The organism is Micromonospora sp. NPDC051006 (assembly GCF_044456245.1).
Lineage (GTDB): Bacteria > Actinomycetota > Actinomycetes > Mycobacteriales > Micromonosporaceae > Micromonospora.
On sequence record NZ_JBITFP010000002.1, the window covers coordinates 153,131 to 178,559 of the forward strand.

21 protein-coding genes are annotated in these 25,429 nt (G+C 72.8%); 15 read left to right on the top strand and 6 right to left on the bottom strand.

The window, feature by feature from the left end; translation table 11 throughout:
* Nucleotides 1-121: 121 nt before the first annotated feature.
* Nucleotides 122-937: a DUF6597 domain-containing transcriptional factor gene (locus tag ACIBBA_RS04440; RefSeq protein WP_396693687.1), complete on the bottom strand. Its 816-nt coding sequence runs from the start codon at nt 935-937 to the stop codon at nt 122-124.
* Nucleotides 938-968: 31 nt separating this feature from the next.
* Here ACIBBA_RS04440 and ACIBBA_RS04445 point away from each other — a divergent pair, with 31 nt between their 5' ends.
* From ACIBBA_RS04445 to ACIBBA_RS04470, 6 genes are all read left to right on the top strand, one after another.
* The gene (locus ACIBBA_RS04445; RefSeq protein WP_396693689.1) at nt 969-1,538 is read left to right on the top strand and encodes a TIGR03086 family metal-binding protein; all 570 of its coding nucleotides are present in this window, start codon (nt 969-971) and stop codon (nt 1,536-1,538) included.
* 63 nt (nt 1,539-1,601) lie between these two features.
* Nucleotides 1,602-2,138: a PadR family transcriptional regulator gene (locus ACIBBA_RS04450; RefSeq protein ID WP_396693691.1), complete on the top strand. Its 537-nt coding sequence runs from the start codon at nt 1,602-1,604 to the stop codon at nt 2,136-2,138.
* Nucleotides 2,135-2,836 (top strand): ABC transporter ATP-binding protein, encoded by a 702-nt coding sequence (locus tag ACIBBA_RS04455; RefSeq protein ID WP_396693693.1) that lies wholly within the window; start codon nt 2,135-2,137, stop codon nt 2,834-2,836. Before ACIBBA_RS04450 ends, ACIBBA_RS04455 begins: the two co-directional genes overlap by 4 nt.
* Entirely contained in the window at nt 2,833-4,356 is a 1,524-nt protein-coding gene (locus ACIBBA_RS04460) for an FtsX-like permease family protein (RefSeq protein WP_396693695.1), read from the top strand. Before ACIBBA_RS04455 ends, ACIBBA_RS04460 begins: the two co-directional genes overlap by 4 nt.
* Nucleotides 4,357-4,469: 113 nt before the next feature.
* On the top strand, nt 4,470-4,889 hold the full coding sequence (locus tag ACIBBA_RS04465; protein ID WP_396693697.1) for a hypothetical protein: 420 nt from the start codon (nt 4,470-4,472) through the stop codon (nt 4,887-4,889).
* Entirely contained in the window at nt 4,886-7,042 is a 2,157-nt protein-coding gene (locus ACIBBA_RS04470) for a bifunctional polysaccharide deacetylase/glycosyltransferase family 2 protein (protein WP_396693699.1), read from the top strand. The genes ACIBBA_RS04465 and ACIBBA_RS04470 overlap by 4 nt, the downstream gene beginning before the upstream one ends.
* 84 nt (nt 7,043-7,126) lie before the next feature.
* Here ACIBBA_RS04470 and ACIBBA_RS04475 read toward each other — a convergent pair whose 3' ends face one another.
* The gene (locus ACIBBA_RS04475; protein ID WP_396693701.1) at nt 7,127-7,321 is read right to left on the bottom strand and encodes a hypothetical protein; all 195 of its coding nucleotides are present in this window, start codon (nt 7,319-7,321) and stop codon (nt 7,127-7,129) included.
* 160 nt (nt 7,322-7,481) lie between these two features.
* The gene (locus ACIBBA_RS04480; protein ID WP_396693703.1) at nt 7,482-9,578 is read right to left on the bottom strand and encodes a S9 family peptidase; all 2,097 of its coding nucleotides are present in this window, start codon (nt 9,576-9,578) and stop codon (nt 7,482-7,484) included.
* A 101-nt stretch (nt 9,579-9,679) separates the two neighbouring features.
* Here ACIBBA_RS04480 and ACIBBA_RS04485 point away from each other — a divergent pair, with 101 nt between their 5' ends.
* On the top strand, nt 9,680-11,038 hold the full coding sequence (locus ACIBBA_RS04485) for an FAD-binding oxidoreductase (protein WP_396693705.1): 1,359 nt from the start codon (nt 9,680-9,682) through the stop codon (nt 11,036-11,038).
* 35 nt (nt 11,039-11,073) lie between these two features.
* Here the strand turns inward: ACIBBA_RS04485 and ACIBBA_RS04490 are convergent, their stop codons facing one another.
* Nucleotides 11,074-11,505, bottom strand: coding sequence for a hypothetical protein (locus ACIBBA_RS04490; protein WP_396693707.1), 432 nt, complete (start codon nt 11,503-11,505; stop codon nt 11,074-11,076).
* Nucleotides 11,506-11,711: 206 nt separating this feature from the next.
* Entirely contained in the window at nt 11,712-13,796 is a 2,085-nt protein-coding gene (locus ACIBBA_RS04495) for a SpoIIE family protein phosphatase (RefSeq protein WP_396693709.1), read from the bottom strand.
* Nucleotides 13,797-13,978: 182 nt separating this feature from the next.
* Between ACIBBA_RS04495 and ACIBBA_RS04500 the strand changes: the two genes are divergently transcribed.
* Together ACIBBA_RS04500 and ACIBBA_RS04505 are read left to right on the top strand one after the other, a co-directional pair.
* Nucleotides 13,979-18,343: a HAMP domain-containing protein gene (locus ACIBBA_RS04500; RefSeq protein WP_396693711.1), complete on the top strand. Its 4,365-nt coding sequence runs from the start codon at nt 13,979-13,981 to the stop codon at nt 18,341-18,343.
* Nucleotides 18,340-18,894 carry a response regulator gene (locus ACIBBA_RS04505; RefSeq protein WP_350868172.1) on the top strand — a complete coding sequence of 185 codons (555 nt, stop codon included), beginning with the start codon at nt 18,340-18,342 and terminating at the stop codon, nt 18,892-18,894. Before ACIBBA_RS04500 ends, ACIBBA_RS04505 begins: the two co-directional genes overlap by 4 nt.
* A gap of 15 nt (nt 18,895-18,909) precedes the next feature.
* On the opposite strand, the gene ACIBBA_RS04510 is transcribed toward ACIBBA_RS04505, so the two are convergent.
* Nucleotides 18,910-19,245 (bottom strand): STAS domain-containing protein, encoded by a 336-nt coding sequence (locus ACIBBA_RS04510; protein ID WP_396693713.1) that lies wholly within the window; start codon nt 19,243-19,245, stop codon nt 18,910-18,912.
* 139 nt (nt 19,246-19,384) lie between these two features.
* Here ACIBBA_RS04510 and hemL point away from each other — a divergent pair, with 139 nt between their 5' ends.
* Genes hemL through ccsB form a run of 6 tightly spaced genes read left to right on the top strand, consistent with a single transcriptional unit; the run spans nt 19,385 to nt 25,418 of the window.
* On the top strand, nt 19,385-20,722 hold the full coding sequence (gene hemL / locus ACIBBA_RS04515) for a glutamate-1-semialdehyde 2,1-aminomutase (RefSeq protein ID WP_396693715.1): 1,338 nt from the start codon (nt 19,385-19,387) through the stop codon (nt 20,720-20,722).
* Nucleotides 20,723-20,727: 5 nt separating this feature from the next.
* Nucleotides 20,728-21,375 carry a histidine phosphatase family protein gene (locus ACIBBA_RS04520; protein ID WP_396693717.1) on the top strand — a complete coding sequence of 216 codons (648 nt, stop codon included), beginning with the start codon at nt 20,728-20,730 and terminating at the stop codon, nt 21,373-21,375.
* Nucleotides 21,375-21,947: a TlpA family protein disulfide reductase gene (locus ACIBBA_RS04525; protein WP_396693719.1), complete on the top strand. Its 573-nt coding sequence runs from the start codon at nt 21,375-21,377 to the stop codon at nt 21,945-21,947. The genes ACIBBA_RS04520 and ACIBBA_RS04525 overlap by 1 nt, the downstream gene beginning before the upstream one ends.
* On the top strand, nt 21,947-22,771 hold the full coding sequence (locus tag ACIBBA_RS04530; protein WP_350868164.1) for a cytochrome c biogenesis protein CcdA: 825 nt from the start codon (nt 21,947-21,949) through the stop codon (nt 22,769-22,771). The genes ACIBBA_RS04525 and ACIBBA_RS04530 overlap by 1 nt, the downstream gene beginning before the upstream one ends.
* Nucleotides 22,771-24,435 (top strand): cytochrome c biogenesis protein ResB, encoded by a 1,665-nt coding sequence (locus ACIBBA_RS04535; RefSeq protein ID WP_396693721.1) that lies wholly within the window; start codon nt 22,771-22,773, stop codon nt 24,433-24,435. Before ACIBBA_RS04530 ends, ACIBBA_RS04535 begins: the two co-directional genes overlap by 1 nt.
* Nucleotides 24,435-25,418 (top strand): c-type cytochrome biogenesis protein CcsB, encoded by a 984-nt coding sequence (gene ccsB, locus ACIBBA_RS04540; RefSeq protein WP_396693723.1) that lies wholly within the window; start codon nt 24,435-24,437, stop codon nt 25,416-25,418. Before ACIBBA_RS04535 ends, ccsB begins: the two co-directional genes overlap by 1 nt.
* The last annotated feature ends 11 nt before the right edge of the window (nt 25,419-25,429 follow it).

The window sequence follows — 25,429 nt, forward strand, 5'->3', positions numbered from 1 at the left end:
CTGTTTCCTCTGCTGAAGCAGAGCAAAGCATCCGGGTGGCTGGGCCGGAGGGAGCGACGAGATTACATTCCGTGGTGTCGACCGGCTGACCGGGGGGTCGATGCCGCCGCCGGGTGACCGGTCAGGCGAGCGAGCGGGCGTACGCGGCGGGCGAGGTGCCGGTGGCGGCGGTGAACTCGCGGACCAGGTGGGCCTGGTCGCTGTAGCCGAGGTCGGCGGCGAGTCGGGCCCAGTCCGGTTGCGGCCCGTCGGCGGCCTGCTCGATCGCCTCCTGCAACCGGTAGCGGCGGATCACCCACTTCGGACCGACGCCGACCCGGTCGAGGAAGAGGCGTTGCAGTCGACGGGTGGAGAGCCCGTGCCGGCGGGCGAACTCGTCCACCCGCAGCACCGTCCGGTCGGTACGGATCTCCTCGACCAGCCGGATCACCTCGTCGGTCACCGGATCGGCCTCGGGCGTCCAGCCGGTGAGCAGGTCGTCGAGCGCCTGGCAGCGCTCGGCGTCCGTACCGTCGCAGATGCCGCCGGTGTGCTCGGCGGCCGGCGGCCAGGACGCGGCGAGGTCGGCGAGGGGCCGGTGCCGGCCGGTCAGCTCGGCCACCGGGCGGCGCCAGAAGGGGCGGAAGCCGCCCGGCCGGAACTGCACGCCGCAGACCCGGCCGCGCCCGGTCAGGGTGACCGAGAAGAGGGCCAGCCCGACGCCGGCCACCTCGCCGACTTCCGGGGCCCCGCCGTCGCGGCGGAACACCACGTTCACCGCCGGGTGCGGCACGACGCGCTGCTCGAACGGCTCGGTCAGATCCCAGTCGATCAGCCAGTAGTGCTCCACGTACCGGCGCAGCCGTCCGGCGGGCAGGTGCCGGCGAAAGTGGACCTCGCGCAGCAACCGTCGGGGGTCGAGGATCCCCCGGTTGTCGCCGCGCGGCTGCTGTCGCATTTTTTCAAGACCACCCTCATACGCTGGCCCTATGGCCACAAAGACTAGCGAGCTGCTGGCGGCTGCGGCGCCGCGTACGGTCGCGGTGGTGCGCGGCATCGCCGACGACCAGCTCGACCTGCCGACACCATGCCACGACTACTCGGTGCGCGACCTGCTCAACCACCTCTTCCAGGTGGTGGTCAACTTCCAGGACCTCGCCGCGAAGCGGCCGGTCGAGTGGGCGGACAAGCCGGACCATCTCGCCGACGGCTGGCGGGACCGGTTCGAGGTCGAGACCGACCGGTTGGTCGCCGCCTGGTCCGACCCGGCCAGCCTGGAGGGAACATCGACCGGGATGGGCATGCCACAGGCCACGGTGGGCGGCATGGCGCTGCTGGACCTGACCGTGCACGGTTGGGACCTGGCCACCGCCACCGGCCAGGCGTACGCCCCGGCGCCCGAGGCGACCGCCGCGTTGCACGAGCTGGTCGCGCAGCTGGGCCCGACGGCCCGGAAGATGGGCGTCTTCGCCGAGCCGGTGCCGACCGATCCGACCGTGCCCGACCTGCACCGCCTGCTCGGCGTCACCGGGCGTGACCCGGCCTGGGCCGCCGGCTGAGAAAAGACGCCGGGCCGCCCGGGTTGCTTGACTCGGCTATTCGCTGAGCGAATAGTGGCAGGTGTGTCCACTCCGCACGTGCTGCTCGGGTTGCTCGCCACCGGCAGCAAGCACGGCTACGAGCTGAAGCGGGCGCACGACGAGCGGCTGCCCCGGGCCCGGCCGCTCGCCTTCGGGCAGGTCTACGCCACCCTCGGCCGGCTGCATCGCGACGGCCTGGTGGCCACTGCGGGCCACGATCGCGACGGTGGTCCCGAGCGCACCGCCTTCGCGCTGACCGGCGACGGTCGCGCGGCGCTGGATCGGTGGCTGTCCACCATCGAGCCTCCGATGCCCTACGTGACCAGCACCCTCTTCGCGAAGGTGGTGGTGGCGCTGCTGGTCGCCGACGTCGACCGGGCCCGGAGCTACCTGATCGAGCAGCGCCGGGCGCACACCGCCCGGCTGCGCGAGCTGACCGCGGTGAAGGTCGACCCGTCGGCGAGCCTCGACGATCTGCTGGCGGCCGACTTCGCCGTCGCTCACCTCGACGCGGACCTGCGGTGGCTGCACACCACCCTGGACCGGGTCGCCGACTGGCACCGGGAGGTGCACTCGTGACCCAGCTCCAGGCTCGCGGCGTGGTCAAGGCGTACGGGCGGACGCCCGCGCTGCGCGGTGTCACCCTCGACGTCGCCGAAGGCGAGATCGTCGCCGTCACCGGTCCGAGCGGCTGCGGCAAGTCCACCCTGCTGCACTGCATGGCCGGGATCCTGCGCCCGGACGCCGGCGAGGTGACCTGGCGCGACCAGCGGATCGACCTGCTCTCCGAGGCGGCCCGTTCCCGGCTGCGGCGCACCGAGTTCGGCGTACTGTTCCAGTTCGGTCAGCTCGTCGCCGAGCTGACCGCGGCGGAGAACGTCGCGCTTCCGCTGCTTCTCGCCGGCACGGGGCGGCGAGAGGCGCGGACGGCGGCGCTGAACTGGCTGGAGTGGCTCGGCGTGGCAGACGTCGCCGACACCCGACCGGGCGAGATGTCCGGCGGCCAGCAGCAGCGCTGCGCCACCGCCCGGGCGCTGGTCACCGAGCCGCGGGTGCTCTTCGCGGACGAGCCGACCGGCGCGCTCGACACCCTCACCGGCGAGCAGGTGCTCACCACACTCGTCCGGCTCGCTCGGGAGCAGCGCACCTCGATCGTGCTGGTCACCCACGAGCCGCGGATCGCCGCGTACGCCGACCGGGAGGTCGTCCTCCGGGACGGGAAGATCGACCAGACCGGCCTCGGCCTGGACGTGTCGCTGGCCGGCGGCCAGCGGTGAGGCCGGCGGCGCTGCTCCGGCTCGCGCTCGCCGGCACCCGCACCGACTCGGTCCGGGTGCTGCTCACCGCCCTCAGCGCCGCGCTGGCGACGCTGGCCGCGCTTGCCGCGCTCACCGTGCTGGCCATCCCCAAACCGGCGGGCGACGCCTGGGCCCAGTCGGAGCAGTACCGCAACGCGCTACTGCGCGAGCCGGGCCTGCGCGGCGGCACCGCGTTCGCCCTGCTGCTGCTCTGCGTCCCGGTGCTGGCGCTGGCGGGGCAGTGCGCCCGGCTCGGCGCCCCGGCCCGGGACCGCCGGCTCGCCGCGCTCCGGCTGGCCGGCGCCACCCCGGGCCAGGTCACCCGGCTCGCGATGCTGGAGACCGGCGTCGCCGGCCTGCTCGGGACGCTGGCCGCCCTGGCCGGCTACCTCGGCGGCCGGGAGCTGTTCGACCGGCCGGACGCGCGGGGGCAGTTGGCCCTGCCCACCGACGTGCTGCCGTCGCCCGGGGCGATGGCCGCGGTGGTGCTGGGGCTGCCGCTGGTCGCCGCGCTGGCCACCGCGGTGATGCTGCGCCGGGTCACCACCAGCCCGCTGGGCGTGACCCGCAAGGCCAACCGGGAGCGGGGGCCGCGCCCCTGGGCCGGCGTGCTGATCGGCATCGGTGTGTTCGCGTTCGCCGTGGGCGGATTGATCATCCGCTACGACCGGAGCCCCGACGGCCCACCGGTCGGGACGCTGCTGGCGCTGCTGTCCGGTGGCGGGCTGACGGCCATGATCGGCGTGGTGACCGGCACCGGCTGGATCTCGCACACCACCGGTCGGCTGCTGCGCCGCCACGCGCGGCGACCCGCCGCGCTGCTCGCCGCCGGTCGGCTCACGGCCGACCCGTGGGCGGGCAGCCGGACCTTCGCCGCCCTGCTGGCCGCACTGATCTTCGGCGCCGGCGCCGCCGCCCTGCGGGCCAACTTCGCCCTGCGGGACCAGCTCACCCGGGAACAGAACCGGCTCGCCGGCGTCGACGAGGGCAGCGACCCGTTCTATCTCGCCACCATGGATCTGGTGGACCTCGCCGTGGCCGTGGCGGTGGCGATCGCCGCCACGGGGCTGCTCGTCGCCGTGGTCGAGGGCATCGTGGCCCGGCGGCGGGCGTACGCCGCGCTGGTCGCCACCGGCGTGCCGCGGGGCACCCTGGCCCGCTCCATCGCCTGGCAGTCGGTGCTGCCCGCCGTGCCGGCGATCCTGCTGGCGCTCGCCGTCGGCACCTTCCTGTCCCGCGGGCTCTTCGGCGAGGTCAACCAGAGCAGCGCGGCCTACGAGGTCTGTGACGCCGGTGCGGCGCTCTGCGAGGACCCGGCCACCCGTCCCCAGTACACCCGGATCCTGACCAGTCCGGCGGTGAGTCGGGCGCCCGAGGTGCCGTGGGAGCAGTTGGCACTGCTCGGGGCCGGGGCGCTGGCCGCGGTGCTGGTCACCGTCGGGGTCGGCCTGTTCTTCCTGCGGGCCAGCACGGCGGTCGAGGAGCTTAGGACTGCCTGAACTCTGTAACACCCGCATCCGTCGGGGCGCTGTCTGCTCCGAGGGCCCGGACCGTCGGGCCCGACGCCGAGGCCGGACGGTCCACGGCGGCTGCGGCGGTGGGAGTTCAGCACATGCACAACCAGCCCGGCGGCGCCCCGCCGGTGTTCGTCGACCGGACCGGCCGTCGACGCCGACTGACCGTGATCGCCGGCACCGCGATGGGGCTCGGCCTGCTCACCAGCTTCGCGCTGATCCTCGCCGGCCTCTTCTTCGACCCCTCGGTGCCGCTGCCCGGCTGGTCGGACGACCGGCCGGCGCAGCCGGTCGAAGCCGGACTGGACGGACAGGGCGAGGTCGCCGACCTCCCCGGCGCGGTCCCCTCACCGATCACCCAGACCTCCGCGCCGGTCCCGGCGACCTCCCCGTCGCGGACCGGCCGTCCCACCCCGGCGGCCCCGGCCGCCCAGCCGAGCGGGTCCGACCGGCCCGGCCAGGGTGACGAGCGGCGCAACACGGCGAAGCCGAGCAGGTCCCCGGGCAAGCCACAGTGACACCCCCGCGGCACGTCGCCCGGCGCGATCCCCGAGCGCACTGGCTGCTGCTCCTGCTCGGCCTGGTCCTGCTGCTCGCCACGCTCACCGTGCACGGTCTGGTGACCGGTCTCGGCGGCGGCTCGGGGCCGGCCGCGGCCGTCACCGGCGGTGACCCGGGCGCGGCGGCGACGTCCGCGGCCGGTGTGCCGAAGCCGGTCGCCGCCGGCGGCCCGGTGCTCCGCCTGGACCGACCCGAGCCGGTCAGCCGCACCATGCCGGACCGGACGATCGCCCTCACCTTCGACGACGGCCCGGACCCGCGTTGGACGCCGCAGGTGCTCGACGTGCTGCGCCGGCACCACGCGCACGCCACCTTCTTCGTGGTCGGCGCCCGGGTCAACGAGCACCCCGAGCTGGTCCGGCGGATCCTCGCCGAGGGGCACGAGCTCGGCTCGCACACCTTCACCCACGCCGACCTCGCCAGCCAGCCGGGCTGGCGGCGCGACCTGGAGCTCTCGCTGACCCGTAAGGCGATCGCCGGGGCGACCGGACGGGAGGTCACCCTGTTGCGGCCGCCCTTCTCGTCCCTGCCGTCCGAGCTGACCGGTCCCGGGTACGAGGCGCTGCGCGACGCCGCCGGCAGCGGCCACCTCGCCGTGCTCGCCGATCGGGACACCCGGGACTGGGAGCGCCCCGGGGAGGCCCAGATCGTCAAGGCCGCCACCCCGCCCCGTGGGCGGGGCGCGGTGGTGCTGATGCACGACGGGGGCGGCGACCGCGACCAGACGGTGGCCGCGCTGGACCGGCTGCTGCCCGAGCTGACCGGGCAGGGCTACCGGTTCACCACCGTCTCGGCGGGCGTCGGCGCGCCGGAGTCGGCGCTCCCGGCGAGCGCCGGCACCCGACTGAGCGGCACCGCGCTGCGCTGGACCCAGCGCGGCGCGGGCTGGGTCGCCGGGGCGATGAACCTGCTGCTCGGGATCGCGTTGGTGCTCGGCGTCGCCCGGCTGGCGGTCCAGGTGTTCTGCGCCCAGCGGCACGTTCGCCGGGTACGCCGGAACACCGGCCCCCGGCCCGAGGTCCGCGCTCCGGTCTCGGTGATCGTGCCGGCGTACAACGAGGCGGCGAACATCGCCGCGACCGTCCGGTCGCTGGTGGCCAGCGCCTACCCGGCGTTGGAGGTGATCGTGGTGGACGACGGGTCCACCGACGGCACCGCCGACATCGTCGAGCGGATGCGGCTGCGCGGGGTGCGCGTTCTCCGGCAGGCGAACGCCGGAAAGCCGGCCGCGCTGAACACCGGGATCCGAGCCGCCCGGGCGGAGCTGCTGGTGCTGGTGGACGGGGACACGGTATTCCAGCCGGACACGGTGTACCGGCTGGTGCAGGGCTTCGCCGACCGCTCGGTGGGCGCCATCTCCGGCAACACGAAGGTGGCCAACCGCCGGCGGCTGCTCGGCCGCTGGCAGCACCTGGAGTACGTGATCGGCTTCAACCTCGACCGCCGGATGTACGACGTGCTGGAGTGCATGCCAACCATTCCCGGCGCGATCGGCGCGTTCCGCCGCGAGGTGCTGCTCGGCGTCGGCGGGGTGCCGGCGGACACCCTGGCGGAGGACACCGACCTCACCATGAAGGTGCTGCGTGCCGGCTGGCGGGTGGTGTACGAGGAGTCGGCGATCGCCTGGACCGAGGCGCCGTCGAGCCTGCGGCAGCTGTGGCGGCAGCGCTACCGCTGGTGCTACGGCACGATGCAGGCGATGTGGAAGCACCGGCACGCGCTACGCGAGTCAGGAGCGGGCGGCAAGCTCGGCCGGCGCGGGCTGCCGTACCTCATGGTCTTCCAGATCCTGCTGCCGCTGACCGCACCGGCGGTCGACGTCTTCGCCCTCTACGGGCTGCTCTTCCTGCCGTGGTCGACGCTCGCGCTGTCCTGGTTCGGGTTGCTGCTGCTCCAGGCGCTGACCGCCGGCTACGCGCTGCGGCTCGACCGGGAGCGGTTCGGGCCACTCTGGGCGCTGCCGCTCCAGCAGCTCGTCTACCGCCAGGTGATGTACCTGGTGGTGGTCCAGTCGGTGGTGACCGCGGTGATCGGCAACCGGCTGCGTTGGCAACGGATGGTCCGTACCGGCGAGGCCGCCGCCCTGGTCACCGCCGCCCGCGCCGGCTGACCCCGCCCCTCGGGGGCCGTCGGACGGGGCCGGTGGTCGTGGCGTCGGGTCGGCTGCCCAGCCGGGTCGGCCGGGGAGGTGCGGTCAGGGTTGGTGGAAGAGGCCGGCGGACCAGGCGATCAGCAGTCCGACCACGGCCGAGCAGCAGCAGACCACCAGGGCCGCGGAGAGCACGGCGAGGATCAGCAACGCCGGCCGGCGCCGGGCCGTTCCGGGCGCCGCAGCCTCCTGGTCGGACGGCCCGCCCGGCTCCTCGTCGTCGCGGTCGACCCCGGTCACCACCGTGCCCCGATCACCCGGGAAGTCTAGGCGCTTGGGCCGCCCCGCCGGGCCGATTGAGATCGTGCTGGTTCCCGGGTAGTAGTGGCCTCGATCGGTCGTCGAGGCCACTACTTCCCGATTGTTGCGTGATCTTGTTGCGCGGCGTGCGGGCGTGCGGTCAGGCCCGGCCGAGGCGGTCGAGGATCCAGGCGTTGATGAACGCCTCCTCCCGCCAGGAGTCGTAGCGACCGCTCGGGCCGCCGTGACCCGCGCCCATCTCGGTCTTGAGCAGGTAGTCGCCCTGCGGGGCGGTGGCCCGCAGCCTCGCGATCCACTTCGCCGGCTCGTGGTAGAGCACCCGGGTGTCGTTCAGGCTGGTCACCGCGAGGATCGCCGGATAGTCCACCGCCGCCACGTTCTCGTACGGCGTGTAGGACTTCATGTACGCGTAGACCTCCGGGTCGTCGAGCGGGTTGCCCCACTCCTCCCACTCGGTGACGGTCAGCGGCAGCGACGGGTCAAGGATCGAGGTGAGCGCGTCCACGAACGGCACCTGCGCGACGATGCCGGTGAAGGCGTCCGGCGCGAGGTTGGCCACCGCGCCCATCAGCAGTCCGCCGGCCGACGCGCCCCGGGCGACCAGCCGGTCGCTCGCCGTCCAGCCAGCCTTGACCAGGTGTCGGGCGGTCGCCACGAAGTCGGTGAAGGTGTTCTTCTTGGCCAGCAGCTTGCCCTGGTCGTACCAGCGCCGGCCCAGCTCGCCGCCGCCCCGGGTGTGCGCCACCGCGAAGATGACGCCCCGGTCCAGCAGGGAGAGTCGGGCCACCGAGAACCAGGGATCCATGCTGGCCTCGTACGACCCGTAGCCGTAGAGCTCGCAGGGCGCGGAGCCGTCCCGCGGTGTGCCCACCCGGCAGACCAGCGAGATCGGCACCCGGGTGCCGTCGTCGGCGAGCGCCCAGTCCCGGTGCTGCTCGTAGTCGGCCGGGTCGTACGGCCGCCCGTCCGGCCCGGGCAGCACCGGCTTCTGCTTGCGCAGCACCATCTGCCGGGTGACCAGGTCGTAGTCGTAGACCGAGTCCGGGGTGACCAGCGAGGAGTAGCGCAGCCGGATCTGCCCGGTCCGGTACTCCGGGTTGGCGTCCAGCCCGACGCTGTAGAGCGGCTCGGGGAAGTCGATGTCGTACGAGTCGCCGCCGCCGATCGGCAGCACCCGCAGCCCGGTCAGCCCGTTGGCTCGCAACGAGACGACCAGGTGGTCGGCGAACGCGTCGACCGCCTCCAGCCGGGTGCCGGGGGAGTGTTCGATCAGCGGCACCCAGTCGCCCGGCGCGTCGGCGGAGGTGTAGGCCAGCGCGAAGTCCTCGGCGTCGTCGTTGTGCAGGATCAGGAAACGGTGGGCGTGGTGCTCCACCGCGTACTCGACACCCTGCCGGCGGGGCGCGACCATCGCGGGCTGGCCGGTCGGGTTACCGGCCGGGATCACCAGCACCTCGCTGGTGATCTTGCTGTGGATGTCGATCAGGATGAACTTCTCCGAGCGGGTCAGCTCGACCCCCACCCAGAACCGCTCGTCGTCCTCCTGATGCACCACCACGTCGTCGGCCGCCGGCGAGCCGATGGTGTGCCGCCAGACCCGGTTGGGTCGCCAGGCGTCGTCGACGGTGACGTAGAAGAGCACCGAGGCGTCGGCGGACCAGGCGGTGCCGTAGAAGGTGTCGGGCACCTCGTCGGGGAGCAGCTCGCCGGTGTCGAGGTCCTTGACCCGCAGGGTGAACCGCTCGTCGCCGGAGAAGTCCGTGGAGTAGGCCAGCCAGCGGCCGTCCGGGCTGACGTCGAACGCGCCGAGGGCGAAGAAGTCGTGCCCCTCGGCCAGCAGGTTGCCGTCGAGCAGCACCTCCTCGCCGTCGAGTGGGGCGCCGTCCGCGCTGACCGGCGGCTCGGTCTCGCCGTCGCGGACCGCGCGCCGGCACTGCACGCCGTACTGCTGCCCCTCGACCGTGCGGCTGTAGTACCAGTAGCCGTCCTTGCGGGTCGGCACCGACAGGTCGGTCTCCTGGGTGCGCCGGCGGATCTCCTCGAACAGCTCCGTGCGCAGGCCGGCCAGGTGTACCGTGCGGGCCTCGGTGTAGGCGTTCTCGGCGGTCAGGTACGCGATCGTCTCCGGGTCGTCCTTGGTGGCCAGCCAGGCGTACTCGTCGACGACGGTGTCGCCGTGGTGGGTCCGCTCGCTGGGGACCTGCTTGGCCGTGGGCGCGGAATTCTCGGTGGTCACGGCGTCACGTTACCGGCCGGCCGCCGGTCACGGCCGGTACGCGCGGCCCGGCCGCCCGCATTCGACACCACAGCCATTCGAACACCTGTACGATGACCGGCATGGCGGCTGCAGCGAGTTCGATCGACCGGTCCGGCGCTCTGGAGATCACCCATCGGTTGACGGAGATCTGTGGTCCGCCGTTCGCCCGGTTCGCCGGCCCGGCCGACGAGGTGGCCGGCCGGGCCGCCCGCTGGGTCGCGGTCCCGGGCGGTTCGCAGGCGGCGGCACGGGTGCTCCGGCTGGCGGCCGCGCACGACCTGACCGTGGTTCCGCGCGGCGCCGGCACGAAGATCGACTGGGGTGCAGCCCCGGAGCAGGTCGACATCATGCTCGACACCGGCCGGCTGGCCGGCATCGGGCACGAGCCGGTCGACGCGCCGACGGTGGAGGTCGGAGCCGGCACGCCGCTGCGCGCCGTCCAGGCGACCCTGGAGCGCACCGGCCAGCGGCTCGCCGTCGACGCACCCTCGCCCGGGGCGACCCTCGGCGGGGTGCTCGCCGCCGGTGAGGCCGGCCCGCTGCGCCACCGGCACGGCAGCCCCTGCGACCAACTGGTCGGCGTCCGCTACCTGACCGCCGACGGCGAGCTGGTCAGCGCGGGCGGGGGTGCGCCGGGGCTGGATCTGGCGCGGCTGCTCTGCGGGTCGCAGGGCGCGCTCGGCGTGCTGGTCTCAGCCACCCTGCGGGTGCAGCCCGTGCCGGCCAGTCGGCTCTGGGTCTCCCGCCCGGTGTGGACCCCGCTCGAGGTCAACGACCTGGTGCGGGCCATCCTCGCCGCGCGCCTCGATCCCGCCGCCGTCGAGCTTGACCTCTCGGCCAGCGCGCCGTTGCCGCGCCGGCCGGTGCGCGCCGACGACCCGGCCGCCGCGGCCCGGGCCCGCCACCCGTCGATGACCGGTCGGGCCGACGTGCCGTCCCGGGCCGGCAGCCTCGTGGTCCTGTTGGAGGGCGGCCCGGCCGACGTGGTCGAGCGGGCCGAGCGGCTGGTGTCGCTGCTCGACGGTGGGGTCACGGTCACCCACTCCCCGCCGACCTGGTGGCGGCGCTACCCGTTCGCGCCGGGCGACACCGCCCTGCGCATCGAGGTGCCGATCACCGATCTGCACGCGGCCGTCTACGCGCTGCGCGACGCGGCCGGCGCCCCGGTGCCGGTGCGCGGCTCCGCCGGGCTGGGCGTGGTGCACGCGGCCCTGCCCGGGTCGCTGCCTCCCGATCGGGTGGCCTCGATCCTGGCCGCCGTCCGGGGGGTGCTGCTGGCCCGCCGGGGCCGGTGCGTGGTGCTCTCCGCGCCCGCCGCGGTCCGCCGCGCGGTCGACCTGTGGGGCGAGTTGACCACCCTGCCCCGGCTGCGGGCGGCCAAGGAGCACCTCGACCCACACCACCGGCTCGCCCCCGGCCGCCTACCCGGTGGCTTCTGAGTCGCCGATCCCGTGGCCCCGCCCGCCTCGGATGATCAGTCCAGCCACCACTGGTGCATGTCGGCGAGCGCCGGGGTGAAGCGGGCCACCAGCAGGATGGCGGTGGTGCCGGCGCCGACGAGCAGGAGGATCCGCGACCGCCGGGGGATGCGGTCGGCGTCCCGGGCCACCACCGCCACGGCGTAGATCGCCATCGGCACGGTGAGCACGGCACCCGCCAGGTAGAGGACCGACACCGTGGCGTAGAGCCAGAGGAACGGGTTCGCACCGTGCAGGCCGAACGGCACAAGATCCTTCGGGTCGTACGCCCCGGTCAGCATCTCGGCGGGGCCGACACCGGCGGTCAGCATCCGCCCGACGTAGAGCGCCGCGACCACGACGAAGGCGGCGATCACGGCTGCCTGGGTGACCAGGACGACGCAGGCCAGACGCGGCCGGTCGGCGGCAACATCCATGGTGGTCGACATGCCGTCAACCTACCGCTTGGCGCACCGCCGCACCGTCCGGCCGAAGGTCAGGCGCGGGGCCGCAGGGTGACCCCGTGCACTGATCCACTCGAAATCCCTGAGGACGGGCTGTCGGACCCGGACGGACACCCCGACGTCACGAAAGTCGAGTCGATCAAGCAACGCCGGTGGCGCGAGCCCGTTCGGTCGTGCCGGCCGCGAGCCGGTCAGACCGCGTCGTTGCGCAGGACCAGGATGGCGATGTCGTCGCGGGGCGCCTCGACCGAGAAGCCGATCGCGGCGGCCCGCAGCCGCGCGGCGACCACGTCGGCCGAGTAGCCGGCCAACGGCGCAGCGGCGTCACGCAGCCGTTCCGTGCCGAAGAGTTCCCGCCCACGACGCCGCTCGGTGACCCCGTCGGTGTAGAAGATCAGCGCGTCGCCGGGGGCCAGCGGCACCTCCGCCGTGGGCGTGGTGATGGTGTCGAGCAGGCCCAGCGCGGTGCCGCCGGTGCCGACGAACGCGCCACCGCCCGCGCCGCGCAGCAGCACAGGCCGGTCGTGCCCGGCCAGGTGCAGGGAGACGTCCAGCCGGTCGCCGTCGCCCGGCCCCACCGCCGCCATGGCCAGCGTGCAGTATCGGCCGCCGCCCCGCTCGACCAGCGTCTCGTTGAGCCGGGTGAGCACCTCGGGCAGCGGCTTGCCGTCGCCGACGAGCACCCGGATCACGTCGCGCACCAGCCCGGTGACCGCCGCCGCCTGCACCCCCTTGCCGGAGACGTCGCCGATCACCACCAGCCACCGCCCGTCGGGCAGCGGCAGCACGTCGTAGAAGTCGCCGCCGACGTCGGCGTCGTCACCGGTCGGCACGTACTCGGCGGCGAAGCCGATCCCGTCGACCACCGGCAGCACCGGGGGCAGCAGCGACTGCTGGAGCGTCTGTGCCACCCGGCGGCGCTCGGCGTGGATGCGGGCGTTCTCGATCGCCAGCGCGGCCCGCCGGGCCACGTCCTCAAGCACGGCGACCTCGTCCGGGTCGTGCCGGTGCCGCTGGTGCCGCCCGACGGCCAGGGTGCCGAGCCGCTGACCCCGGGCGATCAGCGGCACCGCGAAACCCTCCATCGGCCCGCCGAGCGGGACCTGCGCCGCGTTGCGGGACGCCTCGCGCAGCCGGGCCTGGATGGAATCCGGGCCGGTCTCCTGGAGCACCTTGTGCAGCTGTGGCAGGACCGACTCGTCGGCGTGACTGGAGGCCGCGAGCCGCAGCCGGCCCCACTCGTCGGTGGTGTGCACCGCGCACCACTGCCCGAGCCGGGGCACCACGAGCTGCGGGATCAGCGCCATGGTCAGCTCGACGTCCAGCGACTGGGCGAGCAGCTCGCTCGCCTCGGCCAGGAAGGTCAGCCAGGCCTGCCGCCGGACGTCCGTCCGACGCAGCCGGTCGTTCTCCAGGTGCAGCGAGAGCCGTTCGGCCGCCAGCACGGCGAGCGGCCGGGCGTACGCCGACGGCGCGGCGTCCAGCTCCAGCTCGCCGGCGTAAGGGCGGTGCACGCTCAGCTTCACCCGGAGCAGCTCGTTGCCGTCGCGGGGCTGGCGGCCGTAGCGGGCCAGCACCTGCGAGCCCGGTCCGTCGCCCCGGTCCAGCCGAATCACCCCACCGGCCGCGCCGACCATCTCGGCGACCCGGGTGAGCAGGCCGGTGGCGAAATCGGGCAACGGGTCGTCCGCGTACGGATCGGGGCTGATCTGCATCAGCTCGCTCATCGCGCCGGCGCTCGGCGCGTCGCTGGACACCGCGCCGGGCCCGTCGCCCCCGGCGCCGCTGTGCCCACCCCGGGTAACGGCGGCGGTGCCCGCTGAGGCCGGGCCGGCTCCCGAGCGGTCCAGCCGGAACCAGACGCCCTTCCCGGTGGGCAGGTAGGTGGTGCCCCAGCGGCTGGAGAAGTGGTCGACCAGGAGCAGCCCGCGACCCCGCTCGGCGACCTCGGTGATCTCGGTGGTGTCGTTGCGGACTCCGACGATCAGCTCCTCGACGGGGCCGGAGGCGAAGTCGGAGACGGTGACTGTCAGCCCGACATCATCCGCGGCGACCTCGATGTCCAGTTCGGTGCCCGCGTGTTCCACGGCGTTGGTGGTGAGTTCCGTGGTGAGCAAAAGGGCCTCGTTGAGCAGTTCGTCCAGGTCCGCCTCGGCGAGAACCGAGCGGACCAGGGCGCGCGCCGCGGCGGGCGTACGCCGGTCGGCGGGAAGGCGGACGCGCCGGACGTGCCCGTCCGGGCCTCCGGCCGCCGCGGGCCTCGCCTCCGCCGACACCCCCGTATCCTCCATCGCCACCCCGGCAGGTGCCAAGCCGATCCCCGCCTCTGGTCGCCGCCGGCAGGGGCTGTCGGGCGTGGCGAGCAGTCGCGCGAGCTGGCATCGGCGGAATCGCAGGCACAATATGGGGTGGCCGGCGTGTCGGCAGCGTCGGTGCCCCCGAGCTGAGACGAGGAATGATGACCACGGCGAAGCAGTCGGTGGCGGATCCGTCCGCGACCGACCACGAGGCGCTCCTCGGTGAGTTGACCGAGGCGCTGCGGCGGGTGGGTCGCGGCGACCTCAAGGTACGGCTGCCCCGGCGCGCGGGGGCGGCCGGGGAGGTCGCGGACGCCTTCAACGAGGTCGTCTCGCTCCAGGAGCGGCAGTACCTCGACCTGCGGCGGATCAGCCGGATCGTCGGCCGGGACGGTCGGCTCACCGAGCGCCTCGACGACGAGGGCCTGGACGGCTCCTGGGCCGAGGGGCAGCGGGCGATCAACTCGCTCATCGACGACCTGGGCCGGCCGACCACCGAGATCGCCCGGGTCATCGTGGCGGTCGCCGACGGCGATCTCTCCCAGCACATGGCGCTGGAGATCGACGGGCGACCGCTGCGCGGTGAGTACCTGCGCATCGGGCGCACCGTGAACACGATGGTCGACCAGCTGTCGTCGTTCGCCGACGAGGTGACCCGGGTGGCCCGGGAGGTGGGCACCGAGGGCAAGCTGGGCGGCCAGGCCGACGTCCGGGGCGTCGCCGGCACCTGGAAGGACCTCACCGACTCGGTGAACACCATGGCGTCGAACCTGACCGGCCAGGTGCGGTCGATCTCCCAGGTGGCGACCGCGGTGGCCAAGGGCGACCTGTCGCAGAAGATCACTGTCGGCGCGCGCGGCGAGGTCGCCGAGTTGGCCGACACGATGAACTCGCTCACCGACACGCTGCGGCTCTTCGCCGAGCAGGTGACCCGGGTGGCCCGCGAGGTGGGCACCGAGGGCAAGTTGGGCGGCCAGGCCGAGGTGCCGAACGTCGCCGGCACCTGGAAGGACCTGACCGACAACGTCAACTCGATGGCGTCGAACCTGACCAGCCAGGTGCGTAACATCGCGCAGGTCTCCACGGCGGTGGCCCGGGGTGACCTGTCGCAGAAGATCACGGTGGCCGCGCAGGGCGAGATCCTGGAGCTGAAGGACACCGTCAACACGATGGTCGACCAGCTGTCGTCGTTCGCCGACGAGGTGACCCGGGTGGCCCGTGAGGTGGGCATCGAGGGCAAGTTGGGCGGTCAGGCCCAGGTGCGCGGGGTCTCCGGCACCTGGCGGGACCTCACCGAGAACGTCAACCAGCTCGCCGGCAACCTGACCAGTCAGGTGCGCAACATCTCCCAGGTCTCCACGGCGGTCGCCAAGGGCGACCTGTCGCAGAAGATCACCGTCGATGCGCAGGGCGAGATCCTGGAGCTGAAGTCGACGGTGAACACGATGGTCGACCAGCTGTCGTCGTTCGCCGACGAGGTGACCCGGGTGGCCCGCGAGGTGGGCACCGAGGGCAAGCTGGGCGGTCAGGCGCAGGTCAAGGGCGTCTCCGGCACCTGGCGGGACCTGACCGACAACGTGAACTCGATGGCGTCGAACCTGACCAGCCAGGTGCGCAACATCGCCTCGGTGACCACGGCGGTGGCCAAGGGTGACCTCGGCCAGAAGATCACCGTCGACGCCCGGGGCGAGATCCTGGAGCTGAAGTCGACGGTGAACACGATGGTCGACCAGCTGTCGTCGTTCGCCGACGAGGTGACCCGGGTGGCCCGTGAGGTGGGCACCGAGGGCAAGCTGGGCGGCCAGGCCCAGGTGCGCGGCGTCGCCGGCACCTGGCGCGACCTGACCGACAACGTGAACTCGATGGCGTCGAACCTGACCGCCCAGGTGCGCAACATCGCCCAGGTCTCCACGGCGGTAGCCAAGGGTGACCTGTCGCAGAAGATCACCGTGGACGCGCAGGGCGAGATCCTGGAGCTGAAGTCGACGGTGAACACGATGGTCGACCAGCTGTCGTCGTTCGCCGACGAGGTGACCCGGGTGGCCCGCGAGGTGGGCACCGAGGGCAAGCTCGGCGGTCAGGCGCAGGTCAAGGGCGTCAGCGGCACCTGGCGGGACCTGACCGACAACGTGAACTCGATGGCGTCGAACCTGACCAGCCAGGTGCGCAACATCGCCTCGGTGACCACCGCGGTGGCCAAGGGTGACCTCGGCCAGAAGATCACCGTCGACGCGCAGGGCGAGATCCTGGAGCTGAAGAACACCGTCAACACGATGGTCGACCAGCTCTCGTCGTTCGCCGACGAGGTGACCCGGGTCGGCCGGGAGGTCGGTATCGAGGGCAAGCTGGGCGGTCAGGCGCAGGTCAAGGGGGTCTCCGGCACCTGGCGGGACCTCACCGAGAACGTGAACCAGCTCGCCTCCACGCTGACCACCCAGCTCCGGGCGATCGCCCAGGTCTCCACCTCGGTCACCCGGGGCGACCTGACCCAGCGGATCAACGTCAAGGCGCAGGGCGAGATCGCCGAGCTGAAGGACAACATCAACCAGATGATCGTCACCCTCCGGGAGACGACCAAGAAGAACGCCGAGCAGGGCTGGCTCGACTCCAACCTGGCCCGGATCGGCGGGCTGTTGCAGGGCCAGCGCGACCTCGGCGAGGTCTGCCGCATGATCATGGTGGAGGTGACCCCGCTGGTCGACGCGCAGCTCGGCGCGTTCTTCCTGTCGGACACCTCCGACGGGAGCATGCGGCTGCGGCTGACCGCCTCCTACGGGTACGTGGCCCGCGGGCACGACGTCACCTTCGGGCCGGGTGAGGGGCTGGTCGGCCAGGCCGCCCTCTCCCGCCGCACCATCCGGGTGAGCGCCGCACCGGACCGCGCGCTGACCCTGCGCTCCGGCCTGGCCGACACGCCCCCGACCGACCTCGTCGTGCTCCCCATGCTCTTCGAGGGCGAGCTGCTCGGCGTGATCGAGTTCGCCAGCGTGGCCGCCTTCTCCGAGCTGCACCTGTCGTTCCTGGAGCGGCTGGTGGTCACCATCGGCATCGCGGTCAACACCATCCAGGCCAACCGGCGTACGGAGGAGCTGCTGGCCCAGTCGCAGCGGCTGGCGCACGAGTTGCAGGAGCAGTCGGCGGAGCTCCAGCGGACCAACGCCGAGCTGGAGGAGAAGGCCACCCTGCTGTCGGAGCAGAAGGGCAACATCGAGACCAAGAACCGGGAGATCGAGCTGGCCCGGATCGGTCTGGAGGAGAAGGCGCAGCAGCTCACCCGGGCCTCGGCGTACAAGTCGGAGTTCCTGGCCAACATGAGCCACGAGCTGCGGACCCCACTGAACTCGCTGCTCCTGCTGGCCCGGCTGCTCGCCGAGAACTCGGAGCAGAACCTCTCCCCGAAGCAGATCGAGTTCGCCCGGACGATCCACAGCGCCGGCTCCGACCTGCTGTCGCTGATCGACGACATCCTGGACCTGTCGAAGATCGAGGCGGGCCGGATGGACGTCGAGCCGACCGAGGTGCGGTTCAACGAGATCCGTGGCTACGTCGAGCAGGCGTTCGCGCCGCAGGCCGAGGAGAAGGGCCTGGACTTCCAGGTGCGGGTCAGCAAGGACCTGCCCTCGGCGCTGGTCACCGACGCGCTGCGGCTCCAGCAGATCCTGCGCAACCTGCTCTCCAACGCGGTGAAGTTCACCGACAACGGCGCGGTGACGCTGCGGATCGCGCCGGCGGCGGAGAACGCGGTCTTCGACGTGCCGGCGTTGACCAACGCCCGGCGGGTGATCGCGTTCACCGTGATCGACACCGGCATCGGCATCTCGGACGACAAGTTGTCGATCATCTTCGAGGCGTTCCAGCAGGCGGACGGGACCACCAGTCGCCGCTACGGCGGCACCGGCCTCGGCCTGTCGATCAGCCGGGACCTGGCCCGACTGCTGGGTGGCACCATCACCGTCACGTCGGCGCCGGGGCAGGGCTCCACCTTCACCCTCTTCGTTCCGGAGGTGCTGGCGCCGGACGCGGTGGTCGCGCCGCTGCCGCCGTCGCCGACCCGGGCCGGCCTGCCGTCGTCGCTGCTGATGCCGCCGCTGGAGCTGCCGCAGCCGGCGGCCGGGCCGACCAGCCGGCAACTCGACGGGGCGACCGTGTTGATCGTGGACGACGACGTCCGGAACGTCTTCGCCCTCACCAGCGCATTGGAACTGCACGGGATGACCGTGTTGTACTCGGACAACGGGGCGGACGGCGTCCGCCTGCTCGCCGAGCACCCGGAGGTGGACATTGTCCTGATGGACGCCATGATGCCGGACCAGGACGGGTACGAGACCACCCGCCAGATCCGTCGTAACCACCGCTTCGCGGACCTGCCCATCGTCTTCCTGACCGCGAAGGCGATGCCGGGGGACCGGGAGTCGGCGCTCGCGGCCGGGGGCAGCGACTACATCACCAAGCCGGTGGACCTGGACGAGCTGATCGAGCTCATGTCGTCCTGGATCAGTGGCAGCCGGACCGAGGAGAACTCGTGACCCAGATGGCCAAGGCGCTGCTCGTGGACGACCGTCGGGAGAACCTGATGGCCCTGGAGGCGATCCTCCAGGGCCTGCCGGTCCAGTCGGTGGCCGTGGAGAGCGGCGAGGCCGCGCTCAAGCAGCTGCTGGTGGACGACTTCGCGGTGATCCTGCTCGACGCCCAGATGCCGGACATGGACGGCTTCGAGACGGCGAGCCACATCAAGCGCCGGGAGCGGACCCGGCACGTGCCGATCATCTTCCTCACCGCCGCCGACCGGGACGCCCAGCTGGCCCTGCGGGGCTACGCGGTCGGCGCGGTCGACTACCTCACCAAGCCGTTCGACCCGTGGGTGCTCCGGGCCAAGGTGTCGGTCTTCGTGGAGCTCTGGGTGAAGACCCGGCAGTTGGCCGCGCAGTCGGACCTGGTCCGGGAGCGGGACGCGCAGTGGCGGGTGCTGACCGACGCGGTCGACGAGGCCACCACGCTGCTCCGTGGCGACGAGCCGGACGCCGGTGAGCGCGCCGCCGACCTGCTCGAGCAGGCCCGCTGGGGCAACCCGGGCTGATCCCCGCGTCGCGGGTCAGCCGGTGGTCTGGTCGTTGCGGATCATCAGGGCCGAGCGCAGGCCGGTGATGTCCAGCACCCGGATCAGGAAGTCGCCCACGTGGGTGAGGATCAGCAGGCTCTGCGCGTGGCTCGCCTTGCGGCTGAGCACGACCAGGGTGCCCAGCCCCTGCGAGTCGCAGAAGGTGACCCCGCCGAGGTCCAGCACGATCCGCGGAGGCGGGTCGGCGAGCACCTCGTTCACGACGGTCGAGAGCTGGGCGGCCGTGAGCATGTCGATCTCACCGGCAAGGCGCAGCACAGCTTCGTCGCCCGTCCGGTGTAGCGTGATGGACAGTTCGGCACGATCCACCCGGTCAGCCTAACCCGATCCGGTCGGCGTGGCCCGTCGAGGCGATGCAGCCCGCCGGCGCCCGGCCCGGGTGAGCCGGGTAACCCCAGCCCGGGGTGGCTGCCGCCGCATCCGCCGGCGCTGACACAATGGCGGAATCGTGACCGACACCTTTTCCGCCGGATCTGGCCGCTACCCGGCCGACGCGCCGGCCTCCGAGGCCCTGTTCGACCGCGCCCGCGCCATCGTGCCGGGCGGGGTCAACTCCCCCGTGCGCGCCTTCCAGGCGGTGGGCGGCACCCCGCGCTTCATGGTCCGGGGGGAGGGGCCCTGGCTCTACGACGCCGACGACCGGCGCTACGTCGACCTGGTCTGCTCGTGGGGCCCGCTGATCCTCGGTCACGCGCATCCGGAGGTGGTCGCCGCCGTGCAGGCCGCGGCCTCCCGGGGCACCAGCTTCGGCACCCCCACGCCGGCCGAGGTGGAGCTGGCCGCCGAGATCGTCGACCGCACCCCGGTCGAGCAGGTCCGGCTGGTCAACTCCGGCACCGAGGCCACCATGTCGGCGATCCGGCTGGCCCGGGGCTTCACCGGCCGATCCAAGATCATCAAGTTCGCCGGGTGCTACCACGGGCACGTGGACGCGCTGCTCGCCGCCGCCGGCTCCGGGGTGGCCACCCTCGGCCTGCCCGACTCGCCCGGGGTCACCGGCGCTGCCGCCAGCGAGACCATCGTGCTGCCCTACAACGACATCCGGGCGGTCGAGGAGGCCTTCGCGGCCGAGGGGCCGCACATCGCCGCCGTGATCACCGAGGCCGCGGCCGGCAACATGGGTGTGGTCGCCCCGCGCGACGGGTTCAACCAGGAGCTGGCCCGGATCGCGCACGCGCACGGCACCCTGCTCATCGTCGACGAGGTGATGACCGGGTTCCGGGTGTCCCGCTCCGGTTGGCACGGCCTCGACGCGTCCGACGCCGACCTGTGGACGTACGGCAAGGTCATGGGTGGTGGCCTGCCCGCCGCGGCGTTCGGCGGGCGCGCGGAGATCATGGCCCGACTCGCCCCCGCTGGCCCGGTCTACCAGGCCGGCACGCTCTCCGGTAACCCGCTCGCCTGCGCCGCCGGCCTGGCCACCCTGCGACTGGCCGACGAGGCGCTCTACCAACGCCTCGACCAGACGGCCGCCGTCGTGGGCAAGCTCGCCGCCGACGCGCTGGCCGCCGCCGGGGTCCCGCACCGGCTGTCGTACGCGGGCAGCATGTTCTCGATCTTCTTCACCGACGCCGACGTGGTCGACTACGACAGCGCCCGGACCCAGCAGGTCCCGGCGTTCAAGGCGTTCTTCCACGCGATGCTCGCCGCCGGCGTCTACCTGCCGCCGAGCGCGTTCGAGTCGTGGTTCGTCTCGGCGGCGCTGGACGACGCCGCCCTGGATCAGATCGCCGCGGCGTTGCCGTCGGCGGCGCGGGCAGCGGCAGCGGCGGGTCACGGGGGGTAGGCGCGGTGAGCAAGACGGTGGTCCACGTGCTCCGGCACGGCGAGGTGCACAACCCGGGCAGGATTCTCTACGGGCGACTGCCCGGTTTCCGCCTCTCCGAGCTGGGCGTGCAGATGGCCAAGGCCGCCGCGCAGGGGCTCGCCGAGCGCGAGGTGGTGCACGTGGTGGCCAGCCCGCTGGAACGCGCCCAGCAGACCGCCGAGCCGATCGCGGGGCAGTTCGGCCTCCCGGTCGGGGTGGACGAGCGGTTGATCGAGAGCGCGAACTGGTTCGAGGGCAAGAAGGTCTCGCCGGGTGACGGCTCCTTCCGCGACCCGCGCAACTGGTGGGTGCTGCGCGATCCGGTGACCCCGTCCTGGGGTGAGGCCTACCGGGCGATCGCCGAGCGGATGTTCGCTGCGCTGCACGCCGCCCGGGTCGCCGCCGAGGGGCGCGAGGCGGTGCTGGTCTCGCACCAGCTGCCGATCTGGACGCTGCGGCGGTACGTCGAGCGCAAGCGGCTCTGGCACGACCCGCGCCGGCGGCAGTGCGGCCTGGCCAGCCTCACCTCGTTCCACTTCGACGGTGCCAAGGTGGTCGGTATCGGCTACACCGAGCCGGCCGCCCACCTGATCGCGATGTCGCCGACCGCCCGGACGGCCAAGGGGGCCTGATGCGTGCCCGGAGGTGGACCGCGGGTCTGCTCGCCACCGTCGCCGCGGTGGCGCTGGTCGGCTGCACCTCGCAGAGCCAGGAGAAGGCCTGCGCCACCAACGCCGACGGCGTGATCGAGTGTGCGCCGGACCAGCGCTCCGCGCCGCCGAAGATCTCCGGTGAGCTGCTCACCGGCGGCAGCTACGACGTCTCCCAGGCCCGCGGCCAGGTCGTCGTGGTCAACTTCTGGGGTTCCTGGTGCGCGCCCTGCCGCGCCGAGGCCGACGACCTGGAAGCCACCTACCAGGCCACCAAGGCCTCCGGAGTGAGCTTCCTCGGCATCAACGTGCAGGACAGCAAGGACAAGGCCCTGGCGTTCGAGGAGGGCCGGGTGAGCTACCCGAGCCTCTTCGACCCGCCCAGCCGTTTGGCCCTCGCCATGGACATTCCGCCGAACACCATCCCGGCCACCGTCGTGCTCGACCGCGACGGCCGGATCGCCGCGGTGATCCGGGCCGCGGTCAAGCAGGAGGGCCTGCAACCCATCGTCGAGCGGGTCGCCGCCGAGCAGCCGGGCTCCGGTTCCCGCTGATGGGTGAGACGTTCCGGCAGGTCGCCCTCTCCGGGCCGCTGCTGCTCGCCATCGGCGCGGCCGCCCTCGCCGGCCTGGTCAGCTTCCTCTCCCCGTGCGTGCTGCCGTTGGTGCCCGGCTACCTGTCGTACGTCACCGGGTTGGCCGGCGCCGACCTGGAGGGGCGCCGCGTGCGCGCTGGCGACGCGCCGGCCGCGGACGCTCCGGGTGGCGGCGTCGCGGTGGCCACCCGGCCGGCCGCCGCGGTCAAGGGCCGGGTGCTCGCCGGGACGCTGCTCTTCATCGCCGGTTTCACCGTCGTCTTCACCGCCACCGCGGTCCTCTTCGCCAGCGTGGGGAAGGTCTTCTTCACCTACGAGCGGACGCTGGAGATCGTGATCGGCGCGCTCATCATCGTGCTGGGGCTGGCCTTCGTCGGCCTGGTCCCCGGCATGGAGCGGGAGTTCCGGATCCACCGGCTGCCGGCCGCCGGGCTGCTCGGCGCGCCGGTGTTCGGGGCGGTCTTCGCGCTCAGTTGGGTGCCGTGCGTCGGCCCCACGCTGGCCGCCGTGACCGGCATGGCCACCGTCAGCGGCCAGGTCGACCGGGCGGTGGTGCTCGCCGTGGCGTACTGCCTGGGGCTGGGGATCCCGTTCGTCGTCTTCGGGCTGGGCTTCCAGCGTCTGCTCGGGGTCTTCCGCGCCATCCGCCGCAACAGCCGCTGGGTCACCCGGATCGGTGGCGCCCTGCTGATCCTGATCGGCCTCGCGCTGGTCACCGGGGGATGGACGAACGTCGTGATCTGGCTGCAGACCACCTTCGGGGTGGGCGAGGTGAGCATCTGATGACCGCCGTGGACGAGCGACCGGCCACTCCCGCCTCGGCGCCCCGGCGTCGGCCGAACCGGGTGCTGGCCCTGCTGCGCAACTCCTGGCGGCAGCTGACCAGCATGCGTACCGCGCTGGTGCTGCTCTTCCTGCTCGCGATCGCGGCCATTCCCGGCTCGGTGCTGCCACAGCGCGGGATCAGCCCGGAGAAGGTCAACGAGTACTTCGTCGAGCACCCCGACCTCGCGCCCCGGCTCGACCAGATCGGCGCGTTCGAGGTCTTCAGTTCGATCTGGTTCTCGGCCATCTACCTGCTGCTCTTCACCTCGCTGATCGGTTGCATCACGCCGCGGCTGCGCGACCACGTCCGGGCGCTGCGGGCGAAGCCGCCGGCCGCGCCGAAGCGACTGGACCGGCTGCCCCAGCACACGGTGCTCGCCGCGCCGGCCGGCGGCACGGCCGCGATCGTCGAGGTGCTGCGCCGGCGTCGCTGGCGGGTGACGGTCCGCGGCGACGAGGTCTCCGCCGAGAAGGGCTACCTCAAGGAGAGCGGCAACCTGCTCTTCCACAGCTCGCTGATCGTCGTGCTCGTCGGCGTCGCGCTCGGCTCCTGGTACGGCTGGCACGGCAACCGGCTGCTGGTTGCCGGCGCGGAGAACGCCTTCTGCAACACCCGCCAGCAGTACGCCGAGGCGCAGCTCGGCCCGCAGGTGGAGAGTGGGGACCTGCCCGCCTTCTGCCTGACCCTGGACGCGTTCCAGGCCCGGTTCCTCGAGACCGGCCAGCCGGAGTTCTTCAACGCCACGGTGAGCGTGGAGGAGCCGGGCCAGGCCACCCGGACCGCGGACTTCTCGGTGAACTCGCCGCTGCGGCTGGACGGCGCCAACGTCTACCTGCTCGGGCACGGGTACGCCCCGATCATCCGCTACACCGACCGCTACGGCCGCAGCCAGACCAGCACCACGCCGTTCCTGACCACCGGCGACATGGGTCTGACCAGCGAGGGGCTTGCGGCGTTCCCGGACGCCAACCGCGACCCGAAGACCGGCAAGCGGGACCCGAACCTGCAGATGGCCTTCACCGGCCTCTACCTGCCCACCGCGCCGGACTCCGCGCCGTACGTGCGGTCGCAGTATCCGACCGAGCGCAACCCGGTGCTGAACCTGGTCGCCTACCGGGGCAACCTCGGTCTGGACGCCGGCATCCCCGGCTCGGTCTACCAGCTCGACCAGCGGCAGGTCCAGACCGGCCGGGTCAAGCAGGTCGGCGACAAGCTGCTCAAGCAGGGCGAGACCTGGAAGCTCGACGACGGCAGCACGCTCGAGTTCCTCGGTACGAAGCGGTACGTCACCCTCTCGGTGCGGCACGATCCCGGCTCGGGGCTGCTGCTGGTGGCCTGCGGGGTGCTGCTCGTCGGGCTGATGGGTTCGCTCTTCGGCCGGCGTCGCCGCGTCTTCTTCCGGGTGCGGCCGGCCGGATCCGCCGACCCCGCCAGCGCAACAACGACGGCCGGTAGTAGTTTGGTGGAGGCCGGTGGGTTGCCGCGCACCGACTATCCAGGGTTCGCCGACGAGTTCGCGCAGCTCGTCGCCGCGATCAGCGGTGACGAACGATCGGGCGAGCGGGCCGGCACGGAGCGCGAAGGCAGCGACCGGGCCGGGACGCGAGAAGGGACCGAGTGATGTCCGCACTCTCCGACCAGCTGGTGACGTTCGCGATCCTGGTGTACCTGGTCGCGATGATCAGCCACGCCGTCGAGTACGCGCTCGGCAACGCGCGGGCCCGGATCGTCAAGGCCGCACCCGCGCGGGAGCTGGTCGGCGCGGGCGCCGGTGGGCCGGGCGGGACGGTCGCGTCCCCGGTGGACCCGGCGTCGCCGGCCCGCACCGCGGCCGACCGTGGCGCGGGCCGGGCCCGGCTGGCCGGCCTGATCGCCGTCGGGGCCACCGCGGTCGCCGTCCTGCTGCACCTCGCGGCGCTGGTCACCCGCGGCATCGCCGCCGACCGGATGCCCTGGGGCAACATGTACGAGTTCGTGCTCACGGTCTCGTTCATCGGCGCCGCCGCCTGGCTGGCGGTGCTCGCCAAGCGGCCGTCACTGCGCCGGCTCGGGCTCTTCCTCACCCTGGTCATGGTGCTGCTGCTGGCCATCGCCGAACTGGTGCTCTACGTGCCGATCGTGCCGCTGGTGCCGGCGCTCAACTCGTACTGGTTCGTCATCCACGTCTCCACCATCGTCTTCTCCTCCGGCATCTTCCTGCTCGGCGTGGTGCCGGCGGTGGCGTTCCTGATGCGCAACGGCTACGAGCAGGGCAAGCGGAGCTTCCCGTACACCCTGGCCAAGCGGCTCCCGGCGGCCGCCGGCCTGGAGCGGCTGACCTTCACGCTGCACGCCTTCTCGTTCCCGATCTTCACCTTCGCGGTGATCGCCGGCGCGATCTGGGCCGAGGCGGCCTGGGGTCGGCCCTGGGGCTGGGACCCGAAGGAGACCTGGGCGTTCATCTCCTGGGTGGTCTACGCCGGCTACCTGCACTCCCGGGCCACCCCGAGCGTCAAGCGCAACGTGGCCACCTGGATCGCGGTGCTCGGCTTCCTCACCATGCTGATGAACCTGTTCGGCGTGAACATCTTCTTCACCGGCCTGCACTCCTACGGCGGCCTGTGAGCTGACCGGCG